General features: G+C 65.8%; 15 protein-coding genes. 4 read left to right on the top strand and 11 right to left on the bottom strand.

All coding sequences use genetic code 11. From position 1 onward, the window contains the following. Positions 1-11: 11 nt before the first annotated feature. Together G3O00_RS17875 and G3O00_RS17870 are read right to left on the bottom strand one after the other, a co-directional pair. The gene (locus G3O00_RS17875; RefSeq protein WP_206143794.1) at positions 12-929 is read right to left on the bottom strand and encodes an acetoacetate decarboxylase family protein; all 918 of its coding nucleotides are present in this window, start codon (positions 927-929) and stop codon (positions 12-14) included. A gap of 329 nt (positions 930-1,258) precedes the next feature. Then, on the bottom strand, positions 1,259-1,921 hold the full coding sequence (locus tag G3O00_RS17870; protein ID WP_206143793.1) for a glutathione S-transferase family protein: 663 nt from the start codon (positions 1,919-1,921) through the stop codon (positions 1,259-1,261). Positions 1,922-2,044: 123 nt separating this feature from the next. On the opposite strand from G3O00_RS17870, the gene G3O00_RS17865 reads away from it, so the two are divergent. The 4 genes from G3O00_RS17865 to G3O00_RS17850 all read left to right on the top strand — a co-directional run bounded on the left by G3O00_RS17865 (position 2,045) and on the right by G3O00_RS17850 (position 8,267). After that, on the top strand, positions 2,045-3,025 hold the full coding sequence (locus G3O00_RS17865; protein WP_206143792.1) for a YafY family protein: 981 nt from the start codon (positions 2,045-2,047) through the stop codon (positions 3,023-3,025). 813 nt (positions 3,026-3,838) lie between these two features. Continuing rightward, complete coding sequence (locus tag G3O00_RS17860) at positions 3,839-5,125, top strand: aromatic acid/H+ symport family MFS transporter (RefSeq protein WP_206143791.1); 1,287 nt, start codon at positions 3,839-3,841, stop codon at positions 5,123-5,125. Positions 5,126-5,136: 11 nt separating this feature from the next. Beyond that, positions 5,137-6,759 carry a GMC family oxidoreductase N-terminal domain-containing protein gene (locus G3O00_RS17855; RefSeq protein ID WP_206143790.1) on the top strand — a complete coding sequence of 541 codons (1,623 nt, stop codon included), beginning with the start codon at positions 5,137-5,139 and terminating at the stop codon, positions 6,757-6,759. A 29-nt stretch (positions 6,760-6,788) separates the two neighbouring features. Continuing rightward, positions 6,789-8,267, top strand: coding sequence for an aldehyde dehydrogenase (locus tag G3O00_RS17850; protein ID WP_206143789.1), 1,479 nt, complete (start codon positions 6,789-6,791; stop codon positions 8,265-8,267). Here G3O00_RS17850 and G3O00_RS17845 read toward each other — a convergent pair. The 9 genes from G3O00_RS17845 to G3O00_RS17805 all read right to left on the bottom strand — a co-directional run. Beyond that, positions 8,252-8,467 (bottom strand): hypothetical protein, encoded by a 216-nt coding sequence (locus G3O00_RS17845; RefSeq protein ID WP_206143788.1) that lies wholly within the window; start codon positions 8,465-8,467, stop codon positions 8,252-8,254. The two genes, G3O00_RS17850 and G3O00_RS17845, sit on opposite strands and share 16 nt — an antisense overlap. Positions 8,468-8,471: 4 nt before the next feature. Next, entirely contained in the window at positions 8,472-9,401 is a 930-nt protein-coding gene (locus G3O00_RS17840; protein ID WP_206143787.1) for a LysR family transcriptional regulator, read from the bottom strand. Positions 9,402-9,733: 332 nt separating this feature from the next. Further along, the gene (locus tag G3O00_RS17835) at positions 9,734-10,888 is read right to left on the bottom strand and encodes a CoA transferase (protein ID WP_174929105.1); all 1,155 of its coding nucleotides are present in this window, start codon (positions 10,886-10,888) and stop codon (positions 9,734-9,736) included. A gap of 22 nt (positions 10,889-10,910) precedes the next feature. Further along, positions 10,911-12,131 carry a CoA transferase gene (locus tag G3O00_RS17830; RefSeq protein WP_206143786.1) on the bottom strand — a complete coding sequence of 407 codons (1,221 nt, stop codon included), beginning with the start codon at positions 12,129-12,131 and terminating at the stop codon, positions 10,911-10,913. 102 nt (positions 12,132-12,233) lie between these two features. Next, positions 12,234-12,653: a Zn-ribbon domain-containing OB-fold protein gene (locus tag G3O00_RS17825; RefSeq protein WP_174929103.1), complete on the bottom strand. Its 420-nt coding sequence runs from the start codon at positions 12,651-12,653 to the stop codon at positions 12,234-12,236. A 19-nt stretch (positions 12,654-12,672) separates the two neighbouring features. Then, positions 12,673-13,890 (bottom strand): thiolase family protein, encoded by a 1,218-nt coding sequence (locus G3O00_RS17820; protein ID WP_206143785.1) that lies wholly within the window; start codon positions 13,888-13,890, stop codon positions 12,673-12,675. Positions 13,891-13,895: 5 nt separating this feature from the next. Continuing rightward, entirely contained in the window at positions 13,896-14,393 is a 498-nt protein-coding gene (locus G3O00_RS17815; RefSeq protein WP_011350178.1) for a MaoC/PaaZ C-terminal domain-containing protein, read from the bottom strand. Positions 14,394-14,471: 78 nt separating this feature from the next. After that, positions 14,472-15,614, bottom strand: a complete 1,143-nt coding sequence (locus G3O00_RS17810) for an acyl-CoA dehydrogenase family protein (protein ID WP_011350179.1) — start codon at positions 15,612-15,614, stop codon at positions 14,472-14,474. Positions 15,615-15,915: 301 nt separating this feature from the next. Then, on the bottom strand, positions 15,916-16,621 hold a 706-nt coding region (locus tag G3O00_RS17805; RefSeq protein WP_206143784.1), incomplete at its 5' end, for a CaiB/BaiF CoA-transferase family protein.

Here is a 16,621-nt window from a genome sequence, read left to right as displayed (position 1 = left end):
GTTGCGTGGCGTCAGCGTTGCTTTCCGGGTTCATCGAAGGCCTTCAACGGGGTCGGCAGGTTCAGCACCAGTTGCGCGTCCTTCACCACGTCGAGACGCAGGATCGTGGACGCGCCCAGCCCGTCGAGCAGCTGGCTCACCGGACCGCCGTGCCGCACGAGCTCGACGTTGCGCGGCAGCAGGCGCTGGGCGAACGATAGCGCATTCGTCTGCACGGATGTCTGGTGCCATTCGCCGTCGATGCGATTGATCATCGTGGACGTGCCCATGTGCGACTGCGACGCGACGTCGGTCAGCTCGGGCATCGGCACGCTCAGGCTCAGGTCCGGCCGGCCGCCCGGGCCGGCAATGCGGGCGCTCGCGGTGGCGCCGAGGTTCACGTCGATATCGGCGAGCCACTTGGGCAACTGATAGCCATGCACGCCGCGCACCCGTGCGATTTCCGTGGTGACCGGCAGCGCCAGCACGTGCGCGAAGAAGCTCCGGCGCCGCATCGAGTCGATCAGCTCGAGCGCGTGCGACCCCGTCGCGCCGGGCCGCCGGATCACCACCGCGACCGACACCTCGTCATACGGATCGTTGTCGCACACCGAATACGAGAAGAAGGTCAGCGCGACCAGCCCGTACCCGGGGAGCGCGCGCAGTGGCTCGAGCGGCACCGGCAGCGTGGTCCGCAGGCGTTCGAGCGGCGCAAGGAACAGCAGCTGAATGCTGCTGGAACGGTAGTAGAAATTCGGCGCCCAGGTCGGGCCGACTCTTGACGCAACCTGACGCTTCGGAATCCGACGGAAAAAGTCGATGTTCCCCGCCGCGGGATCGCGCGCCACCTCGTCGAGGTCGGGGTTCATCCGGAACCGGTCGTAATACCCGCCTTCGGGCACGTCAATCTTGTGTGGACCGAATTCGACCTGTGTAAACCGCCTGTCCATGTTCGTCGCCTCTCGTCGATGATCGACCGTGGCAGGCAACACCCGATGCCCGCTGACTCACCGCCGTCAGCAAGCACTCTAAGATTTAAGTCAACTTTAAGGTCAAGGCCCCGAGTAGAGGGGCACGTCGGATTGCGTCCGGGCAACCGGCAGGCGCTCGCCGTGCCGGTGTCGGATCATTTGGCGGCGGTCGTATGACAGCCCCTTGCCGCGTATCGACACCAAGCGCCGATTGCGCAGCCGGTTCATCGCCCGGCGTGTGCACCCGCAGCAATCCGTCGGCTTGAATCACGGGCCGAAGGCCGTCCGTGACCCGAAGCCGAACGCCGCTAGTCGAGCCCGCGAAGAAAACCGGGAACCGCTTCCCCGATCGATGCAAGATAGCCGGCCATCGCACCGGCGACCTTGCGCACGGCGGGACGTGCCGTCATCCGTTCACGCCAAGCGAGCAGGCGCGGCGTTTCGTCCGTCATCGGTGCGCCCTTGCGCGCGCCGAACAACTGCGCCATGTAGAACGCGATGTCGGCGTAGGAATACGTTTCGGCCAGAAACTCGCGATCCGCCAGCACGCGCTCCATGCGCCGATAGTATTGGGCCGCTTCTGCACGCGCAGCTTGTGCCGCCGGATCGTCGGGCGTCTCCTCCAGCCCCATCAGCCGGACGACGTGCGGAAAATAGATCTCGTCGCTGCAGTGTTCGAGCTGACGCGCAATCGCGCGCGCCGCCGGATGCGCCGGCCATAGCGCGGGATCAGGCTTCAGATCCTCGAGATACTCGAAGATCTGCGTGGAGTCGAACAGATCCAGATCGCCGTCGATCAGCACCGGCACCTGCCGTTTCGGGTTGATGCGCAGCACATCCGGATGCCTGGGATCGTAGCCGCGCTGCTGGCTGAACGGCACCATCACCAACTCGAACTCGATACCCTTCTCGTGTGCCGCAATCTCGACCTTCGCCCCGAACATGCTCAGCGGCCCGGAAATGATCTTCATCGCTTGATCCCCTGTGATGTCATGCTGCGCAACCTGCGTCGATGAAACAGACCAGGAATGCGGTACAGCATAAGCCGTAAAACATGACACCTCATGTCAGGTATTTGAGGTAACGTGTCGCTCATGAAAGCAAGCCGCCTGTTGTCGATCATGATGATGCTGCAAGCGCGCGGCCGGATGACCGCACCGGCGCTCGCCGAGGCGCTGGAAGTGTCCGAGCGCACGATCCTGCGCGACATCGACCAGCTCTCCACGGCCGGCGTGCCGATCTGGGGCGATCGCGGCCGCAACGGCGGCTTTCAGTTGAGCGACGGCTGGCGCACCGATCTCACCGGGCTCACCGAGCACGAAGCGCATGCATTGATTCTGGCGGGCTTGCCGGGGCCGGCGAGCGAACTGGGCCTCGACGGCATGGCAACTTCCGCGCGGCTGAAGATGATCGCCAGCCTGCCGCCCGGCTCGCGCGAGCACGCCGATCGCGTCGCCAGCCGGCTGCATGTCGACACCGTCGATTGGTACCGGGCGCAGGAAACGCCGGCATTCCTGCGTGACGTGGCCGATGCGGTGTGGGGTTCGTATCGTATCGACGTGAAGTATCAGAGTTGGAGCAGCGTGTCCCGCCGCGAACTCGAGCCGCTTGGCCTCGTGCTCAAGGGCGGCGCGTGGTACCTGGTTGCCAAGGTGGTCGGCAAGCCCGGCGCACTCACGTTCCGGCTCGCGAATATCCTCGAATTCGAGGCAACGCGCCGCCGCTTCAAGCGTCCCGCGCGATTCGACCTCGCGACGCACTGGCGCGACGCGATGAGCCGGTACGAAACCGACCTCAATCGACTGACCGCCCATATCGCCGTGTCGCCGCGCGGAGAAACCTGGCTGGCCAACGCGCGGATCAAGACCATTCCAGCGTCGCAGGAAGCCGGGAGCGCGGAGCTGCCGCCAGGATGGAAGGCATTCCTGATGCCGATCGAATCGATCGAGCACGGCGCGCGGAAACTGCTGGGCTACGGCGCGCACGTGAAGATCCTCGGGCCGCAGGCGCTCAAGGATCAATTCATCGAGGCGTTATCGCAGGTGCAAGCGCTTTATCGACCAAGCGACGACTGAAGCGCGGCGCTGCCGTCGCGTGTGTCGAAGCAGTCGCGCACAGTCATCGCCCCGGTCGGCGTCATCGCGCTTGCACGCATGCGCGGCACAACCGGTTCGACGGTCATCAACCTCGTGAAGCCGGCCGGAAATCGCCCCCTGTTGGCGTGATCGAGCCGCGTGACTGCATCCGGCGTCCGATGCATATCGATGCAATCCTGGCCGCTTCGTCAAGTGCATGTGTAGCCTGCCGCCGCACCATCGAACGGTCAATTCCGGATTCCGAATATTTCCGTACATCGAAAGCGCCCACCACTGCCCCCTTCCCGTTCGACACAGGGTAAATCCGCACACCGCCGCCGGATTCGCCGCACTCGAATCGACACTTCGGAAACGCTCAATTGGCTTGCCGTTGACATGCTCTTACCCTGTCCGTCACGAATCGGATTCACTCGAATCCGGCGGACAGGCAGCAGCAAGCGACATCGGTTTACCCTGATCAAGCGGCACACGTTTCCTGCTCCCGCAGGTCATCTTCACGGGCAAGGTGCGATGCCGCCAGTCAACCCGGATGCCGATTCCGTGACGTCTTCTTCCTGATCGCCGTTCCGATTCGTCCGCGCGTGTACGCAAGCCGGCATGCGGCTCGGCCTTTCCCGATCGCCTGCCCGACGCGCACCCGCACGAAGCCTGTCAAGCGAGCGCGACCGTCATCGGCGCGTGCCTGAAAAAACGGGCTGCATCCGCGGTGTCGCGAGCAAGACCGTCGCGCCCGTGAAAACCCGGAAGGTCCGCCTGGCAATAAAACCGATACAACAAAGGTAAGGAGACAACGTGAATCAAGCAACGCCGCAGGCCCGAAGCCGTCTATTCGTCATCTTTCTATGTTTCCTGACGCTCGTGGCCGATGGCTACGATCTCATCGTCTACGGTGCAACCGTTCCGCATCTGCTGAGTGAACCCGGCTGGCACCTGAGCCCGGCCGGCGCGGGCATGATCGGCAGCTGGACCCTGGTCGGCCTGATGGTCGGGCTGGCGGTAGCCGGCCCGCTGACCGACCGCATCGGCCGGCGTCGCCTGCTGATGACGGGCGTCCTGTGGTTTTCCGTCGGCTCGATCGTCTGTGCGCTTGCCACGTCGCCGACCTTCCTGGGCGCCGCCCGCTTCGTCACGGGCATCGGCATGGGCGGCGTCGTGCCGTCCGCGGTCGCGCTGTCGGTCGAATACGCGCCGAAGGGCCGGCGCCAGTTGTACAACGCGCTCACGCTGACCGGCTATTCGGTGGGCGGCATCGTGAGTGCGCTGGTCGCCATCGCATTGCTGCACGAACATGGATGGCGTACGTTGTACGCGATCGGTGCGTTCTATGCGGTGATCCTGCCGGTGATGGCCTTCTTCCTGCCCGAATCGGTGGACTTCCTGGTCGATCGCGGCCGCGTCGACGAAGCGCGCACGCTCGCGGCCCGGTATTCGCTCGACTTCGACCAGATCCTGCAGGACAAGCAAGCACAGCAAGCGTCGCAAGACGGTACGCAGGCAATACGCGGCTACCGGCTGGTGCTGTCCCGCGAATTCCGCACCACGGCGTTGCTGCTGGTGTTCATGACATTCTGCGTCCAGGTGATCACCTACGGGCTCAACGCGTGGCTGCCGCAGTTGATGCGCTCGGCCGGCTATCCGCTCGGTTCGTCGCTGCAGTTCCTGCTGGTGATGCAGTTCGGCGCGGTCGTCGGCATGCTCGGCGGCGCGTGGCTGGCCGACCGCCTCGGCTCGAAACGCGTGATGTTTCCGTTCCTCGTCATCGGCGCGCTGTCGCTGATCGCACTGAGCCAGAAGCTCGATTTCGCGTGGTTGATGCTCGCCGTGTTCGGCGCCGGGCTGGGTTCGATCGGCACCAGCAGCCTGATCTACGGCTATATCGCCGCGCACTTCCCGACCGCGTGCCGCGGCTCGGCACTGGGCGGCGCGCAGGCCATCGGGCGCTTCGGCTCGATCCTGGGCCCGATGATCGGCGGCTGGATCGTCGGCGCGAACCTCGGGCTGCACTGGAACTTCTATGCGTTCGCGATTCCCGCCATCATCGCGGCGACCGTCGTGCCGCTGATTCCGTCATCGCAATAAGACACACCCTCATGGAAATCTACGACTACATCGTGGTGGGCGCCGGCTCGTCGGGCTGCGTGGTCGCCAGCCGGCTGTCCGAGGACCCCGCCGTGCGCGTGCTGCTCGTCGAGGCCGGCCCGGACATGAACAACTTCTGGGTACGCACGCCCGCCGGTGCGGGCAAGCTGTTCATGAACAAGCGGTTCAACTGGGCATTCGATACCGAGCCCGTGCCGACGCTCGGCGGCCGCACGGTGTACTGGCCGCGCGGCAAGGGGCTCGGCGGCAGCAGCGCGATCAACGGCATGATCTACATGCGCGGCCAGCCGAGCGACTTCGACCATTGGGCCGCACTCGGCAACGAAGGTTGGGGCTGGCACGACGTGTTGCCGTATTTCATCCGGTCGGAAACGAACCAGCGCGGCGCGAACGCGTATCACGGCGGCCATGGCCCGTTGCATGTGAGCGATGCGGCGATCACCCACCCGACCGCCGACGATTTCATCGCCGCCGCGCAACAGGTGGGCATTCGACGCAGCGACGATCTCAACGGGCCGCCGCACGAAGGCGTCGCCTATCGGCAATACACGATCCGCAACGGGCGCCGCCATACGTCGTACAACGCGTTCATCGAGCCCGTCCGCCATCGCCGCAACCTGACCGTCCGTACCGGCGTGCGCGTGACGCGCGTGCTGCTGGAATCGGGCCAGGCCACCGGCATCGAGGTGCTCGACAACGACGCGCGGCGCCGGATCGTCGCCACGCGGGAAGTGATCCTGTCGGGCGGCGCGCTCGCGTCACCCCATCTGCTGATGCTGTCGGGCATCGGCGATGCCGGCGCGTTGCACCGGCACGGGATCGCCGCGACGGTCGAATCGCCCGACGTGGGCCGCCACCTGCAGGATCACTGGTTCGGCTCGTTCGCGTGGCGCGTCACGCCGGAAAGCTCGTACAACCACCAGCTGCGCGGGCTGCGGAAGTATCTGGAAGGCGCGCGCTACCTGCTCACCGGCGGCGGCTATCTCGCGATCGGCGCAGCGCCCGTGACCGCCTATGCCCGCAGCGAGGCCGGGCGTCCGGAAGCGGACCTGCAACTGACGGTGAGCCCGATGACGTTCAAGTTCGACGCGTCGGGCGCCCCGGTCGTCGACGACTATCCGGCCATCGGCGGGTCGATGGTGCTGCTGACACCCGATTCGCGCGGCCATATGGCGCTGAAGTCGCCCGACCCGCTGCAGGCGCCCGCGTTTCATCCGAACTACCTGAGCGACGCCGGCGACATCCGCCGTTCGCTCGCGGGCTTGCGGATGCTGCGGCGCATTGCCGACGCCGCACCGCTCGCATCGCGGATCGTCCACGAGCTCGCGCCCGGTGCCGCCGTCACGACCGACGAACAGTTGCTCGCGCACCTCAAGGCGAACGGCAACAGCGGCTGGCACCAGGTCGGCACCTGCCGGATGGGCGTCGATGCACTGGCTGTCGTCGACCCGCGGCTGCGCGTACGCGGCGTGGCCCGGCTGCGCGTCATCGACGCGTCCGTCATGCCGCGGATCGTGGCCGGCAACACCAACGCGGCCTGCATCATGATCGGCGAGAAGGGTGCCGACATGATTCGCGCGGATGCCACCGCGCCCCGGGCCGTTTCCGTCTGACTCCTCACACAAGGACGACCTCACCTCTCATGCAAGCAAACGACCGAACCATTCCGCTGGACCATCCCGACTGCTTCTACATCGACGGCCAGTGGACGCCCGCTCCTTCCGCCGACACCTTCGAAGTGCTCGACTGCAGCACGGAGCGCGTGGCGGCACGGGTGGCGCGCGCCGACGCGGCCGTCGCCGCGCACGCGATCGATGCGGCACGCCGCGCGTTCGACCATGGACCGTGGCCGCGCATGACGCCGGCCGAGCGGGCCGCCTGTCTTGAACGGATCGCGCAACGCCTCGAAGCGGCGAACGACGAGTTCGCGCGCGGCTGGAGCATCGAGTCGGGCATCCTCCAGCGGATCGCGAAGCCGCGCATCGGCCAGTTTCTCGGCGCGGCGTTTCGACAGTACGCGGCCATGGCCGACACCTACCCGTTCGTCGAGCCGCACCGCTCGGTGACCGGGCACCAGGCCTATGCCGTCAAGGAGGCGGTGGGCGTCGTCCTCGCGATCGTGCCGTGGAACGGCCCGGCCGCGCTGATCGCGTACAAGGTCGCGCCCGCGCTGCTCGCGGGCTGCACGGTCATCATCAAGCCGTCGCCGGAAGCGCCGACTTCCGCGTACCTGTTCGCGCAGATCTGCGACGAGATCGGCTTGCCGCCTGGTGTCGTCAACGTCGTGACCGCCGATCGCGAGGTGTCCGAGGCGATGGTGCGCAATCCGTCCGTCGACAAGATCACCTTCACGGGTTCCACCGCAGCCGGCCGCAGCATCAGCGAGGCCGCGGCCGGGCGGATCGCGCGCGTCACGCTCGAACTGGGCGGCAAGTCGGCGGCGCTCGTGCTGGACGATTACGACATCGACGCGGCCGCGCAGGTGCTCGGCAAGTCGTACTTCAGCTACCTGACCGGGCAGGTCTGCCACAGCCTGACGCGCATCATCGTGCCGCGCGCGAAGCACGACACGATGGTCGACGCATTGAGCGAGGCCGCGCGCGCGATGGTGCTCGGCGACCCGTTCAGCGACACCACGACGGTCGGCCCGCTGGCCACCGCGCGGCAGCGCGACACGGTCGAGCACCACGTGGCCAAGGGCATCGCCGAGGGCGCGACGCTCGCCGCCGGCGGCGCACGTCCGCGCCATCTGTCGCGCGGCTTCTTTTTCGAGCCGACGGTGTTCGCCAACGTCGACAACCGGTCGACGCTCGCGCAGCAGGAAATCTTCGGGCCGGTGCTGTCCGTGATCGCGGCGGACAGCGAAGCGCATGCGATCGAACTCGCCAACGATTCGATCTTCGGCCTGAATGCGGTGGTGTTCACGTCCGACGCCCAGCATGCGTTGCAGGTTGCACGGCAACTGCGTACCGGCAGCGTGGGGCACAACGCGTCGCGCACGGACTTCTCGATCGGCTTCGGGGGCTTCAAGCAATCGGGTATCGGGCGCGAAGGTGGCGTCGAAGGACTGAATGCGTTCGTCGAATCGAAGACGATCGTGCTCGATCAGCCGCTTGCGTAGTCCGCGCCGAAAGCGCAAACCGCCTGGTCGACGCAGTCGAGCAGGCGGTTCAGGTTCAGGTTCAGGTTCAGGTTCAGGTTCAGGTTCAGGTTCAGGTTCAGGTTCAGGTTCAGGTTCAGGTTCAGGTTGACGCACGCAGGATCCCTGTCCTTCCCGAGACCCCATGCTTCGCTCACCCGCGCGGCCGGGGCCTTCCGCATTTCGTCATGCGACGGGCGTGTCTTCAGGCAGGTCGAGCAATTGCTCGATCAACGCACGCGCGATCGGGTTCAACTCGCGACCGCGTGCCGTGGCGACCTGAACGCGGCGCACGGCCCACGGCTCCGCCAGTTCCAGCACGGCGACCCGGCTGAACAATTCGTGGCTTACCATGCATTCCGGCTGGACCGTCACACCGAGCCCGGCCTGCACCAGGCTCACGGCCACGCCGGTGCTGCGGACGTCGTATCGCGGCTGGAAATCCACACCGAGCCGGCGCGCCGCCGCCCGGATCGCGCCGACCATCGCCCCGACGACGATCAGGTTCTCGGAGAGCAGATCCTCGGTCGTGACGCTCGTGCGCGCGGCAAGCGGGTGCCCCTGCGGCACGACCGCGATGAGGCGATCCTCGCGATACGGTGTGACGTCGACACCGCCGAGATCGAGCGCGTGAGCGGCCGCGAACACGCCGACGTCGGCTTCGCCGCGTGCGGCCGCCTGCACGATGCCGGCATTGTCGAGCTCGCGCACGACGATCTTGACGAGCGGATACGCACGCTGGAATTCGCCGATCTCGCGCGCGAGAAACGGCACGATGATCGAGCGCGCGGACGCGATCGTCAGCTCCCCGCGCATGCCGTCGGTAAACGCCGCGATCTCCGAGCGCATGTCGTCGAGGTTCGCGAAGATCCGCCGAAGATAACGGACGAGCACCTCGCCCGCCGGGCTCGGCAGCACCCCTTTCGGGCTGCGTTCGAGCAGCTTGATGCCCGCGATGTCCTCGAGATCCTGGATCCGCTTGGTCGCCGTCGATGCGGCCACGTTCTCGCGGATCGCCGCCAGGCCGATTTGCTGCTCCTCGACCGCCGACAGGAACAGCTTCAACGTAAGCAGATCGACCTGCCGAATCAGGTGCAGGCGATTGAAAGTACTCATGTCTCCCCTCATGCACGTCTTCAGGGCGTCGGCGGACGGCGCGGCTGTCGCCACGCGTCGCGCGAGCGCCCTGTCAGGGTCATCCGATGCAATCCAGGACCTCGGCGCCGCTCCGGACATCCGGGACACTGGCATTCGATACCGATCGCGCCCTGCCGGTCACGCAGTGCGTCGCGTTAACGTGCGACTCGCCGGCACCTCGACGGTACCGGCGATGCACGCCCGGTGGATTGACTCTCAGGTTTTCGTTCGGCCCCGGATCGCGCGAAGGCTGTCGCGCCGGCGGCGATTTTCCGGGCTGTCGACCGCCACCGACCGCTTCCGCTACCGCGCTATGCCTGCCGGCTCGCGTTGAGCAGCGCGTCGAGCGACGGATTGTCGGCGCCGATATCCCTCGCCGCATGCAGGGGCGGGGTACGCTTGCCGTCGAACGACAACGGCAGCCCGACCAGCCCGATCTCGTCGTCCGACGGCTTTTCGATGATGCCGAGCGCATGCGTCTGCGCATGGTCGACCACCTCCGCCGTCGTCTGGATCGGCGCGACGGGAATGCCGGCCGCCTGCAAGCGTGCCTGCCACGCCGCGCGGGTGTCCGTCGACAAGCGCTCGCCGATCAGGCGGTCGATCTCCGTCCGGTTCTTCAAGCGCGCCGCATTGGTCGCGAACCGATCGTCGAGTGCCCATTCGGGGCGATCCAGCGCCGCGCACAGCTTCGCGAACAGCGTGTCGTTCGCCGAGCTGACGATCAGGTGACCGTCCGTGGTCGAATACGCGCGGTGCGGCACGATGAACGCGACGCCGGAACCGTGGCGGCCGCCGGTATCGCCGTCCGCGTTGTAGTTCGCGATGCTGACGGTCATCCACGCCAGCGCGGTTTCCAGCAGCGAACCGTTGACGGTTGCGCCGCAATGCTTGACCTGGCGACGATACAACGCAGACAGGATGCCGATGACGGCCCACAGCCCCGAGCCGAAATCGACGATCGACACCCCGGCGCGAACCGGCGACTGCCCTTCTTCGCCGGTAATGCTCATGATCCCCGAGAACGCCTGCATCAGCGGATCGTAGCCGGGCAGCGTGTTCATCGGTCCGAGATGGCCGAACGCACCGATCTCGCAGTAGACCAGTTCCGGCTTGGTCACACGCAGGCTGTCGGAATCGAGACCGTATTCGGCGCTGGAGCCGGGTCGCAGGTTGTGCAGGAAGACGTCGGCCCGCTCCGCGATCAGCTGGTGCAGCGTCTCGAGCTGTTCGCGGTCCTTGATATCGATGCAGATCGCGCGCTTGCCGCGGTTGAGCCCGTGATACGCAGCACCGCTGCCCTTCCATTCGCTCGGCCCCCAACCGCGAGCCGAGTCGCCCGTCGGGCGCTCGACCTTCCAGACCTCGGCACCCAGCGCCGCCAGAACCCTTCCGGCGAACGGCGCCGACGCGCTATCGCTCAGTTCGACTACCACGACACCCGACAGCGGCAGATCGCGTAACATGTCGCTTCTCCTGATTTCGTATTTATTGCGGTTGCGGCACGCCGTCCGTTTCGGGCGCATACACACCGCCCGAACGCAGCATCCCGTCGATTTCGTTGCGATCGAAGCCGTACTCCGCGAGCAGCGCCACCGAGTGCTCGCCGAGACGCGGCGCCGGATAGCGCAGCGCCGGCACGCTCTCGCTCCATTGCTGCGGAATGCCGAGCGTACGAATCCGCCCTTCCGACGGGTGCTCCTGCTCCGCGAAGAACCCGACCGCCGTCATGTGTGGATCGTCGATCAGCGTTTCGGGCGTATTCATCTCGATCACCGGAATATCGGCTTCGGTCAGCGTGTTCACCCAATCGGCCGTGGTCCGCGTCTCGAACACGCGCGCGAGAAACGCATACAGGTGCGCGATGTGCTCGGTCCGGCCGCCGATGTTGTTGAAGCGCGGATCCTCGGCCATCTCGGGATGCCCGGACAGCAGGAAAAAGCGCTTCCAGTGATGGTCCGCATAGACGTTCACGCCGATGTAGCCATCGAGCGTGCGATACGGACGCCGGTCCGGATTCATCATCCGGGCATAGCCCCAGTCGCCGAGCGGCGGGACGAACGTGTGCCCGTACAGGTGATCGCCCATCACGAAATGCGCGAAGGTCTCGAGCATCGGCACGAACACCTGCTGGCCGACGCCCGTCTTCTCGCGCCGGTACAACGCCATCGCCACCGCATTGCTGGTCGCCATCCCGACCACCCGATCGGCGATCGCGCTCGCGACATAGGTCGGCGGGCCATTCTTGCGGCTTTGCAGCACCGGCATGCCGACCGCGGCCTGGATCAGGTCGTCGTAGGCCGGACGCGACGCATACGGGCCGTTCTGCCCGAAGCCGAATGCGCCGCAGTAGATGATGCGCGGGTTGAGCTTGCGAACGTCCTCGTAGGCGATGCCCAGCTTCGCCATCGTGTGCGGCCGCATGCTGTACAGCAGCACGTCGGCGGCTTCCGCCATCCGCTTCAGCGACGCGATGCCGTCCGGGTGCTTCAGGTTCAGCACGAGGCTGCGCTTGTTTCGATTCAGATGCAGGAAGATCGGGCCCATGCCGGGATGCCGGCTCGGCCCGATATTGCGCGTCGTGTCGCCGTCGCGCGATTCGATCTTGCACACGTCGGCGCCCATGTCCGCCAGCAGCAGCGATGCGTAGGGGCCCATGAAGTTCGACGTCAGGTCGAGGACGCGCACACCGTCGAGGGGTCCGGCCATGTCAGCCTCCGTCGACGGTTTGGAAATGCAGGTTCACGATGTCTCCTCCGTGAATGAACGGCCGCGCGGGCGCCGGTTGCTCCGGCGCTCCGCAAGCGGCCGTCAGGATGCCGACAGCACGAACACCGGCAGCTTCTGCTCACCTCGCTGGATGATCCGCGCTTCGACGCGCTGGCCGATCCGGATCGCTTCGGGCGCTTCGTCGATCTGCGCGAACAGGTAGTAGCCTTCGTCCATCCGGATAAAGCCGACCGTGTACGGGACGATGTCGGCCCAGACCGGCGTCGGCCCGCGCATGATCGTGCTGTGCGAGTAGATCTCGCCACGGCCCGACGCTTCGGTCCAGTTCAGCGACTTCCCGCCGCAGTGCGTGCAGAACGAATGGGCCGGCCACACGGCCTCGCTGCAGTCGTTACAGCGCTGGTAGGTCAGCCGGTCTTCGGCCAGCGCGTCCCAGTAGGGTTGGGCGTCGAGCAGCCGGTACGGCTGCGGCCAGGCATTCGGCAAATGGGTTTCGGTCATGGATGCTCCCGATCAGGGTTCACGTTGCGGACGACAGCAGCAGCACGGCGCCGGCGGCCAGCATCCCGCCCGCGCCCTGCACCAGCACGGTTTCAGGACGACGCGACGGCGCCAGTCCCAACGGTTGCCCGCGCAACTGCCTGACCGCTTCGATCATGCTGTCCATGTTGCAGGAAATGCCGGGCTGCCCGAACGACAGCCAGCCGCCGTTCGTGTCGGTCGGCAGGTCGCCGTCGACGCCCGTGCGGCCTTCGCGATAGACATCGATACCGCGCCCCTTCTTCGCGAAGCCGAGATCCTCCATCACGATCGGCCCCATGTGCGCGAAGTTCACCGAGAGCTGCGCCATGTCGACGTCGGAAGGCGTCAGCCCCGACATCGCATAAGCCTGGCGCGCCGCCTCGGCGGTGGCCGTGGTCGTCAGGTTCGGCAACGCACCGATGCTGTCGAACCGGCACGTGCGCAGGTTCATCCGGTCGGTCAGGTATTCGTGCGTCGTCGCCGATCCGTAGCCCATCAGGTACACCGGATTGCGCGCGTGGCGTGCGTTCTCCGGCGACGTCACGACCAGCGCGCCGCCCGTGCCGCCGCCCCAGGTCGAACACATCCAGCGGCGCAGCGGCGTCGCGACATACGGCGACGACAGCACCGCCGCACGATCGATCTCGCCGAACTTCGCCTTCGCCGCATGCGGGTGATGGCGGCCCCAGCGCTGGTTCGCGATCGCGACATCGGCGAGGTCGCTTTCGGTGATGCCGAACTCGTGGAAGTAGCGTTGCGCGGCCTGCGCATAGAGTGCCGGAATCGTCGGGCCGTACGGCACCTCGAACTGCGGATCCGCATCGGCCTCGGCGCCCATCGCGACCGCGTCGACGAACAGCTCGGTCGCATCGCTCTGCAGGCACAGCACGTATTCCGCGCGCCCTGCCGCGATCATCTGCGACGCGATCGCGAGCGTCGACGTCAGGCCCGCGCCATGCATCGTCAGCTCGCTGGTGATCGTCACCGGCATCTGCATGTGCGAGATGAAGATGTTGCTCCACTGGGAGCGCTTGTCGGCCCACGGCGAACGGCCCGTGAACACCGCGTCGACCTGGTCCTTGCCGATGCCCGCGTCGGCAAGCGCATTGAGCGTCGCCTCGGCGGCCAACTGCAGCGGGTCCTTGCGATTCGCGCGCGACGCATAGGCATCGCCCATGCCGACGATCGCCGCAACCGGACGGGGAGTCATGGTCATGCTCCTCAGACCTTGAAGTCGGGTTGCGCTTCGGCGATCAGTGCGTCGAGATCGGCACGCTTGCGCAGCATCAGCAGGCTCCATTCGCTGCGCTGCAGGACTTCGCCGCGCTGGTTGTACGCCTGGATCAGCATCGTGCCGACGCCGAACTTGTCGTCCTTCTCCTTCTTCGCGATCACCTCGGCGCTGGCGTAGACCGTGTCGCCGATCTTCACCGGGTTCAGGAAGCGCATCTTGTCGACGCCGTAGTTCGCCTGGATCGCCGGGCCGAACTGCAGCAGCCCCGAAATCAGCGAGAACGTCAGCTGGCCCTGCACGATGCGCTCGCCCCAGCGGGTCTTCGACGCGTATTCCTTGTTCGAGTGAATCTCGATCCAGTTGCCCGTGAACATGCAGAACATCACGACATCGCTCTCGGTCACGGTGCGACCGTTCGAACGGAACTTCGTGCCGATTTCCAGCTCGTCGAGCGGAATGTTGACGCTGTTGTTGATGACGCTCATTACTGTGTCTCCGGTTGAATTGGGATGGTGGCGGGCACCGCGTGCCCGCGCGCTTCGTTCGAGGGAAAGGCGTGACCGTTACTGACGCATCGACTTCGCGATGATCGTGCGCTGGATCTGCGACGTGCCGCCGCCGATGGTCGACTGGATGCTCTCGCGCAGGTAGCGTTCCATGTCGGCTTCCGGCAGGTTCGCGTAGCCGCCGAGGATCTGCATGCCGGCCAGCGCGCATTCCTTCAGCGTTTCCGAGCCGTACAGCTTCGCCATCGACACTTCACGGCTGCACGGCACGTGATCGGCCGCGAGTTGCGCGGCGCGATAGCAGAGCAGGCGTGCTGCATCGACCTTCGTCTGGCAGTCGGCGAGCAGGTGGCGAATCACCTGGAAGTCGTAGAGCTGATGGTCGAACTGGATACGGTCGTGCGCGTAGCGCGTGGCGGTCGTCACGGCCTGCTGTGCGTTACCCGTGTATGCCGCTGCCACCGCGCAGCGTTCGAGTTCCAGGTGTTCCGTGATGATCTTCCAGCCCTGGCCTTCCTCGCCCAGCAGCGCATCGCCCGGCACGCGCACTTCGTCGAGGAAGATCTCGGTCGTGCCCGTGGCGTGACGCGATAGCGTCGGCAGCTTGTTGATCACCATCCCCGGCGTGTTGTTCGGGATCAGCAGCACCGACAGGCCCTTGTGCTTGTCGTCGGTGCTCGTGCGCACCAGCATCGCGATCACGGTGTCCTTCGCTGCCGCGCCGCTGCACCACAGCTTCTGGCCGCTGACGATCCAGTCGCCGTTGGTGTCGCGGCGGGCGCGCGTCTTCGTGTTCGCGGCATCCGAGCCTGCGTCCGGCTCCGAGATCGATACCGAGAAGCGGATCTTGCCGTCGATGAACGGCTGCACGTATTGCTTCTTCTGTTCGGGCGTGCCGAACTTGATGATGTTCATCGCGGTGAACGTCGGCACCAGCACCGAACACGCGAAGTCGAAACCGAACTTGCCGAGGCCTTCGGCCATCAGCGAGTAATCGAAGATGTCGCCGCCCGAGCCACCTTCGGATTCCGGAATGAGGATGCCGAGCCAACCTTGCTTCGCAATCTTGTCGTACGCCTCGTACGGGTAGTCACGATTCATGTCGCACTTGCGCACGTATTCGACCGTGATCTCGTTGTCCATGAACTTGTTCACGGTGTCGAGCCACATCGTTTGCGATTCGTCGAGAAAGTTAGCCATGTGTCTTCGCTCCAGTTGTTGGCGTCTGCTCAAGCAGCCGCGTTGTTCGTCGTGAAATGAGCTTAGGGCTTCGAGCCTGGCAAACCAACTGACCATTTCTGAAGTGCCGATTCGGAAATCCCGAAATCCGCAATGGCCTGCGAAAGCGATGGCGGCCGCTATCGCAGCCACGAACTGGCGCGCAAAAGAAAACGCCGCGCAGGGCGATACTTCGCCCTGCGCGGCGGTCATTGAAGTCGGTGTGAAAAGTCAGGGAGACGCTCGCGTGCTGCGCGAGCGTCGATGCCACGCACCGCTCACATCATGCGATCGCGCCGGCCTCCCGTAGCGCGGCCAGTTCGGCGGCGGTGAATCCCCAGTCGCCGAGGACTTCGTCGGTGTGCTCACCGGGTAGCGCCGGCGACGATTGAATTTCGCCAGGTGTCCTGCTGAAGCGCGGCGCGGGTGCCGGCTGGACCACGCCGTCACGTTCGATGAATGTCTGCCGCGCGCGCAAGTGGGGATGATCGGGCGCTTCCGCCATCGACAGCACGGGCGCGATGCAGACGTCGCGGCCTTCGGCGAGCGCGCACCATTCGTCGCGGGTACGCGTGCGGAACAATGCCGCAAACTTCGCATGGACCTCGGGCCAGCGCGAACGATCGTGTTGATCCGGCATCTCTTCTTCGGGCAAGCCCAGCATCTCCAGCGTATTGCGCCAGAAACGCGACTCGTTCGACCCGATGCTGATCCAGCGCCCGTCGCGGGTTTCGTACACGTTGTACCAGGGTGCGCCGGAGTCCAGACGATTGCTGCCGCGCTCATCCTTCCAGTAGCCGCTCGCCAGCATGCCGTAGAAGAGCGTCATCAGCGACGCAGAACCGTCGACCATCGCCGCATCGACCACCTGCCCCTTGCCCGACCGCTTGCTCTCGAGGATCGCCGACACGACGCCTAGCGCGAGATACAGCGAGCCGCCACCGAAATCCCCGGCCAGATTGAGCGGGATCACCGGCGGGCCGCCGGCC

Origin of the sequence: Burkholderia sp. Ac-20384 (genome assembly GCF_017104605.1) — a bacterium.
Classification (GTDB): Bacteria; Pseudomonadota; Gammaproteobacteria; order Burkholderiales; family Burkholderiaceae; genus Burkholderia; species Burkholderia lata.
The sequence above is the reverse complement of the archived record's forward strand: the minus strand, read 5'-3'. Positions and strand labels throughout refer to the sequence as shown.

Bases quoted from the DNA above. Each gene is read 5' to 3' on its own strand.
- G3O00_RS17875 (WP_206143794.1), bottom strand. From the start codon at position 929: ATGGACAGGCGGTTTACACAGGTCGAATTCGGTCCACACAAGATTGAC.
- G3O00_RS17870 (WP_206143793.1), bottom strand. From the start codon at position 1,921: ATGAAGATCATTTCCGGGCCGCTGAGCATGTTCGGGGCGAAGGTCGAG.
- G3O00_RS17865 (WP_206143792.1), top strand. From the start codon at position 2,045: ATGAAAGCAAGCCGCCTGTTGTCGATCATGATGATGCTGCAAGCGCGC.
- G3O00_RS17855 (WP_206143790.1), top strand. From the start codon at position 5,137: ATGGAAATCTACGACTACATCGTGGTGGGCGCCGGCTCGTCGGGCTGC.
- G3O00_RS17850 (WP_206143789.1), top strand. From the start codon at position 6,789: ATGCAAGCAAACGACCGAACCATTCCGCTGGACCATCCCGACTGCTTC.
- G3O00_RS17845 (WP_206143788.1), bottom strand. From the start codon at position 8,467: ATGCGGAAGGCCCCGGCCGCGCGGGTGAGCGAAGCATGGGGTCTCGGG.
- G3O00_RS17840 (WP_206143787.1), bottom strand. From the start codon at position 9,401: ATGAGTACTTTCAATCGCCTGCACCTGATTCGGCAGGTCGATCTGCTT.
- G3O00_RS17835 (WP_174929105.1), bottom strand. From the start codon at position 10,888: ATGTTACGCGATCTGCCGCTGTCGGGTGTCGTGGTAGTCGAACTGAGC.
- G3O00_RS17830 (WP_206143786.1), bottom strand. From the start codon at position 12,131: ATGGCCGGACCCCTCGACGGTGTGCGCGTCCTCGACCTGACGTCGAAC.
- G3O00_RS17825 (WP_174929103.1), bottom strand. From the start codon at position 12,653: ATGACCGAAACCCATTTGCCGAATGCCTGGCCGCAGCCGTACCGGCTG.
- G3O00_RS17820 (WP_206143785.1), bottom strand. From the start codon at position 13,890: ATGACCATGACTCCCCGTCCGGTTGCGGCGATCGTCGGCATGGGCGAT.
- G3O00_RS17815 (WP_011350178.1), bottom strand. From the start codon at position 14,393: ATGAGCGTCATCAACAACAGCGTCAACATTCCGCTCGACGAGCTGGAA.
- G3O00_RS17810 (WP_011350179.1), bottom strand. From the start codon at position 15,614: ATGGCTAACTTTCTCGACGAATCGCAAACGATGTGGCTCGACACCGTG.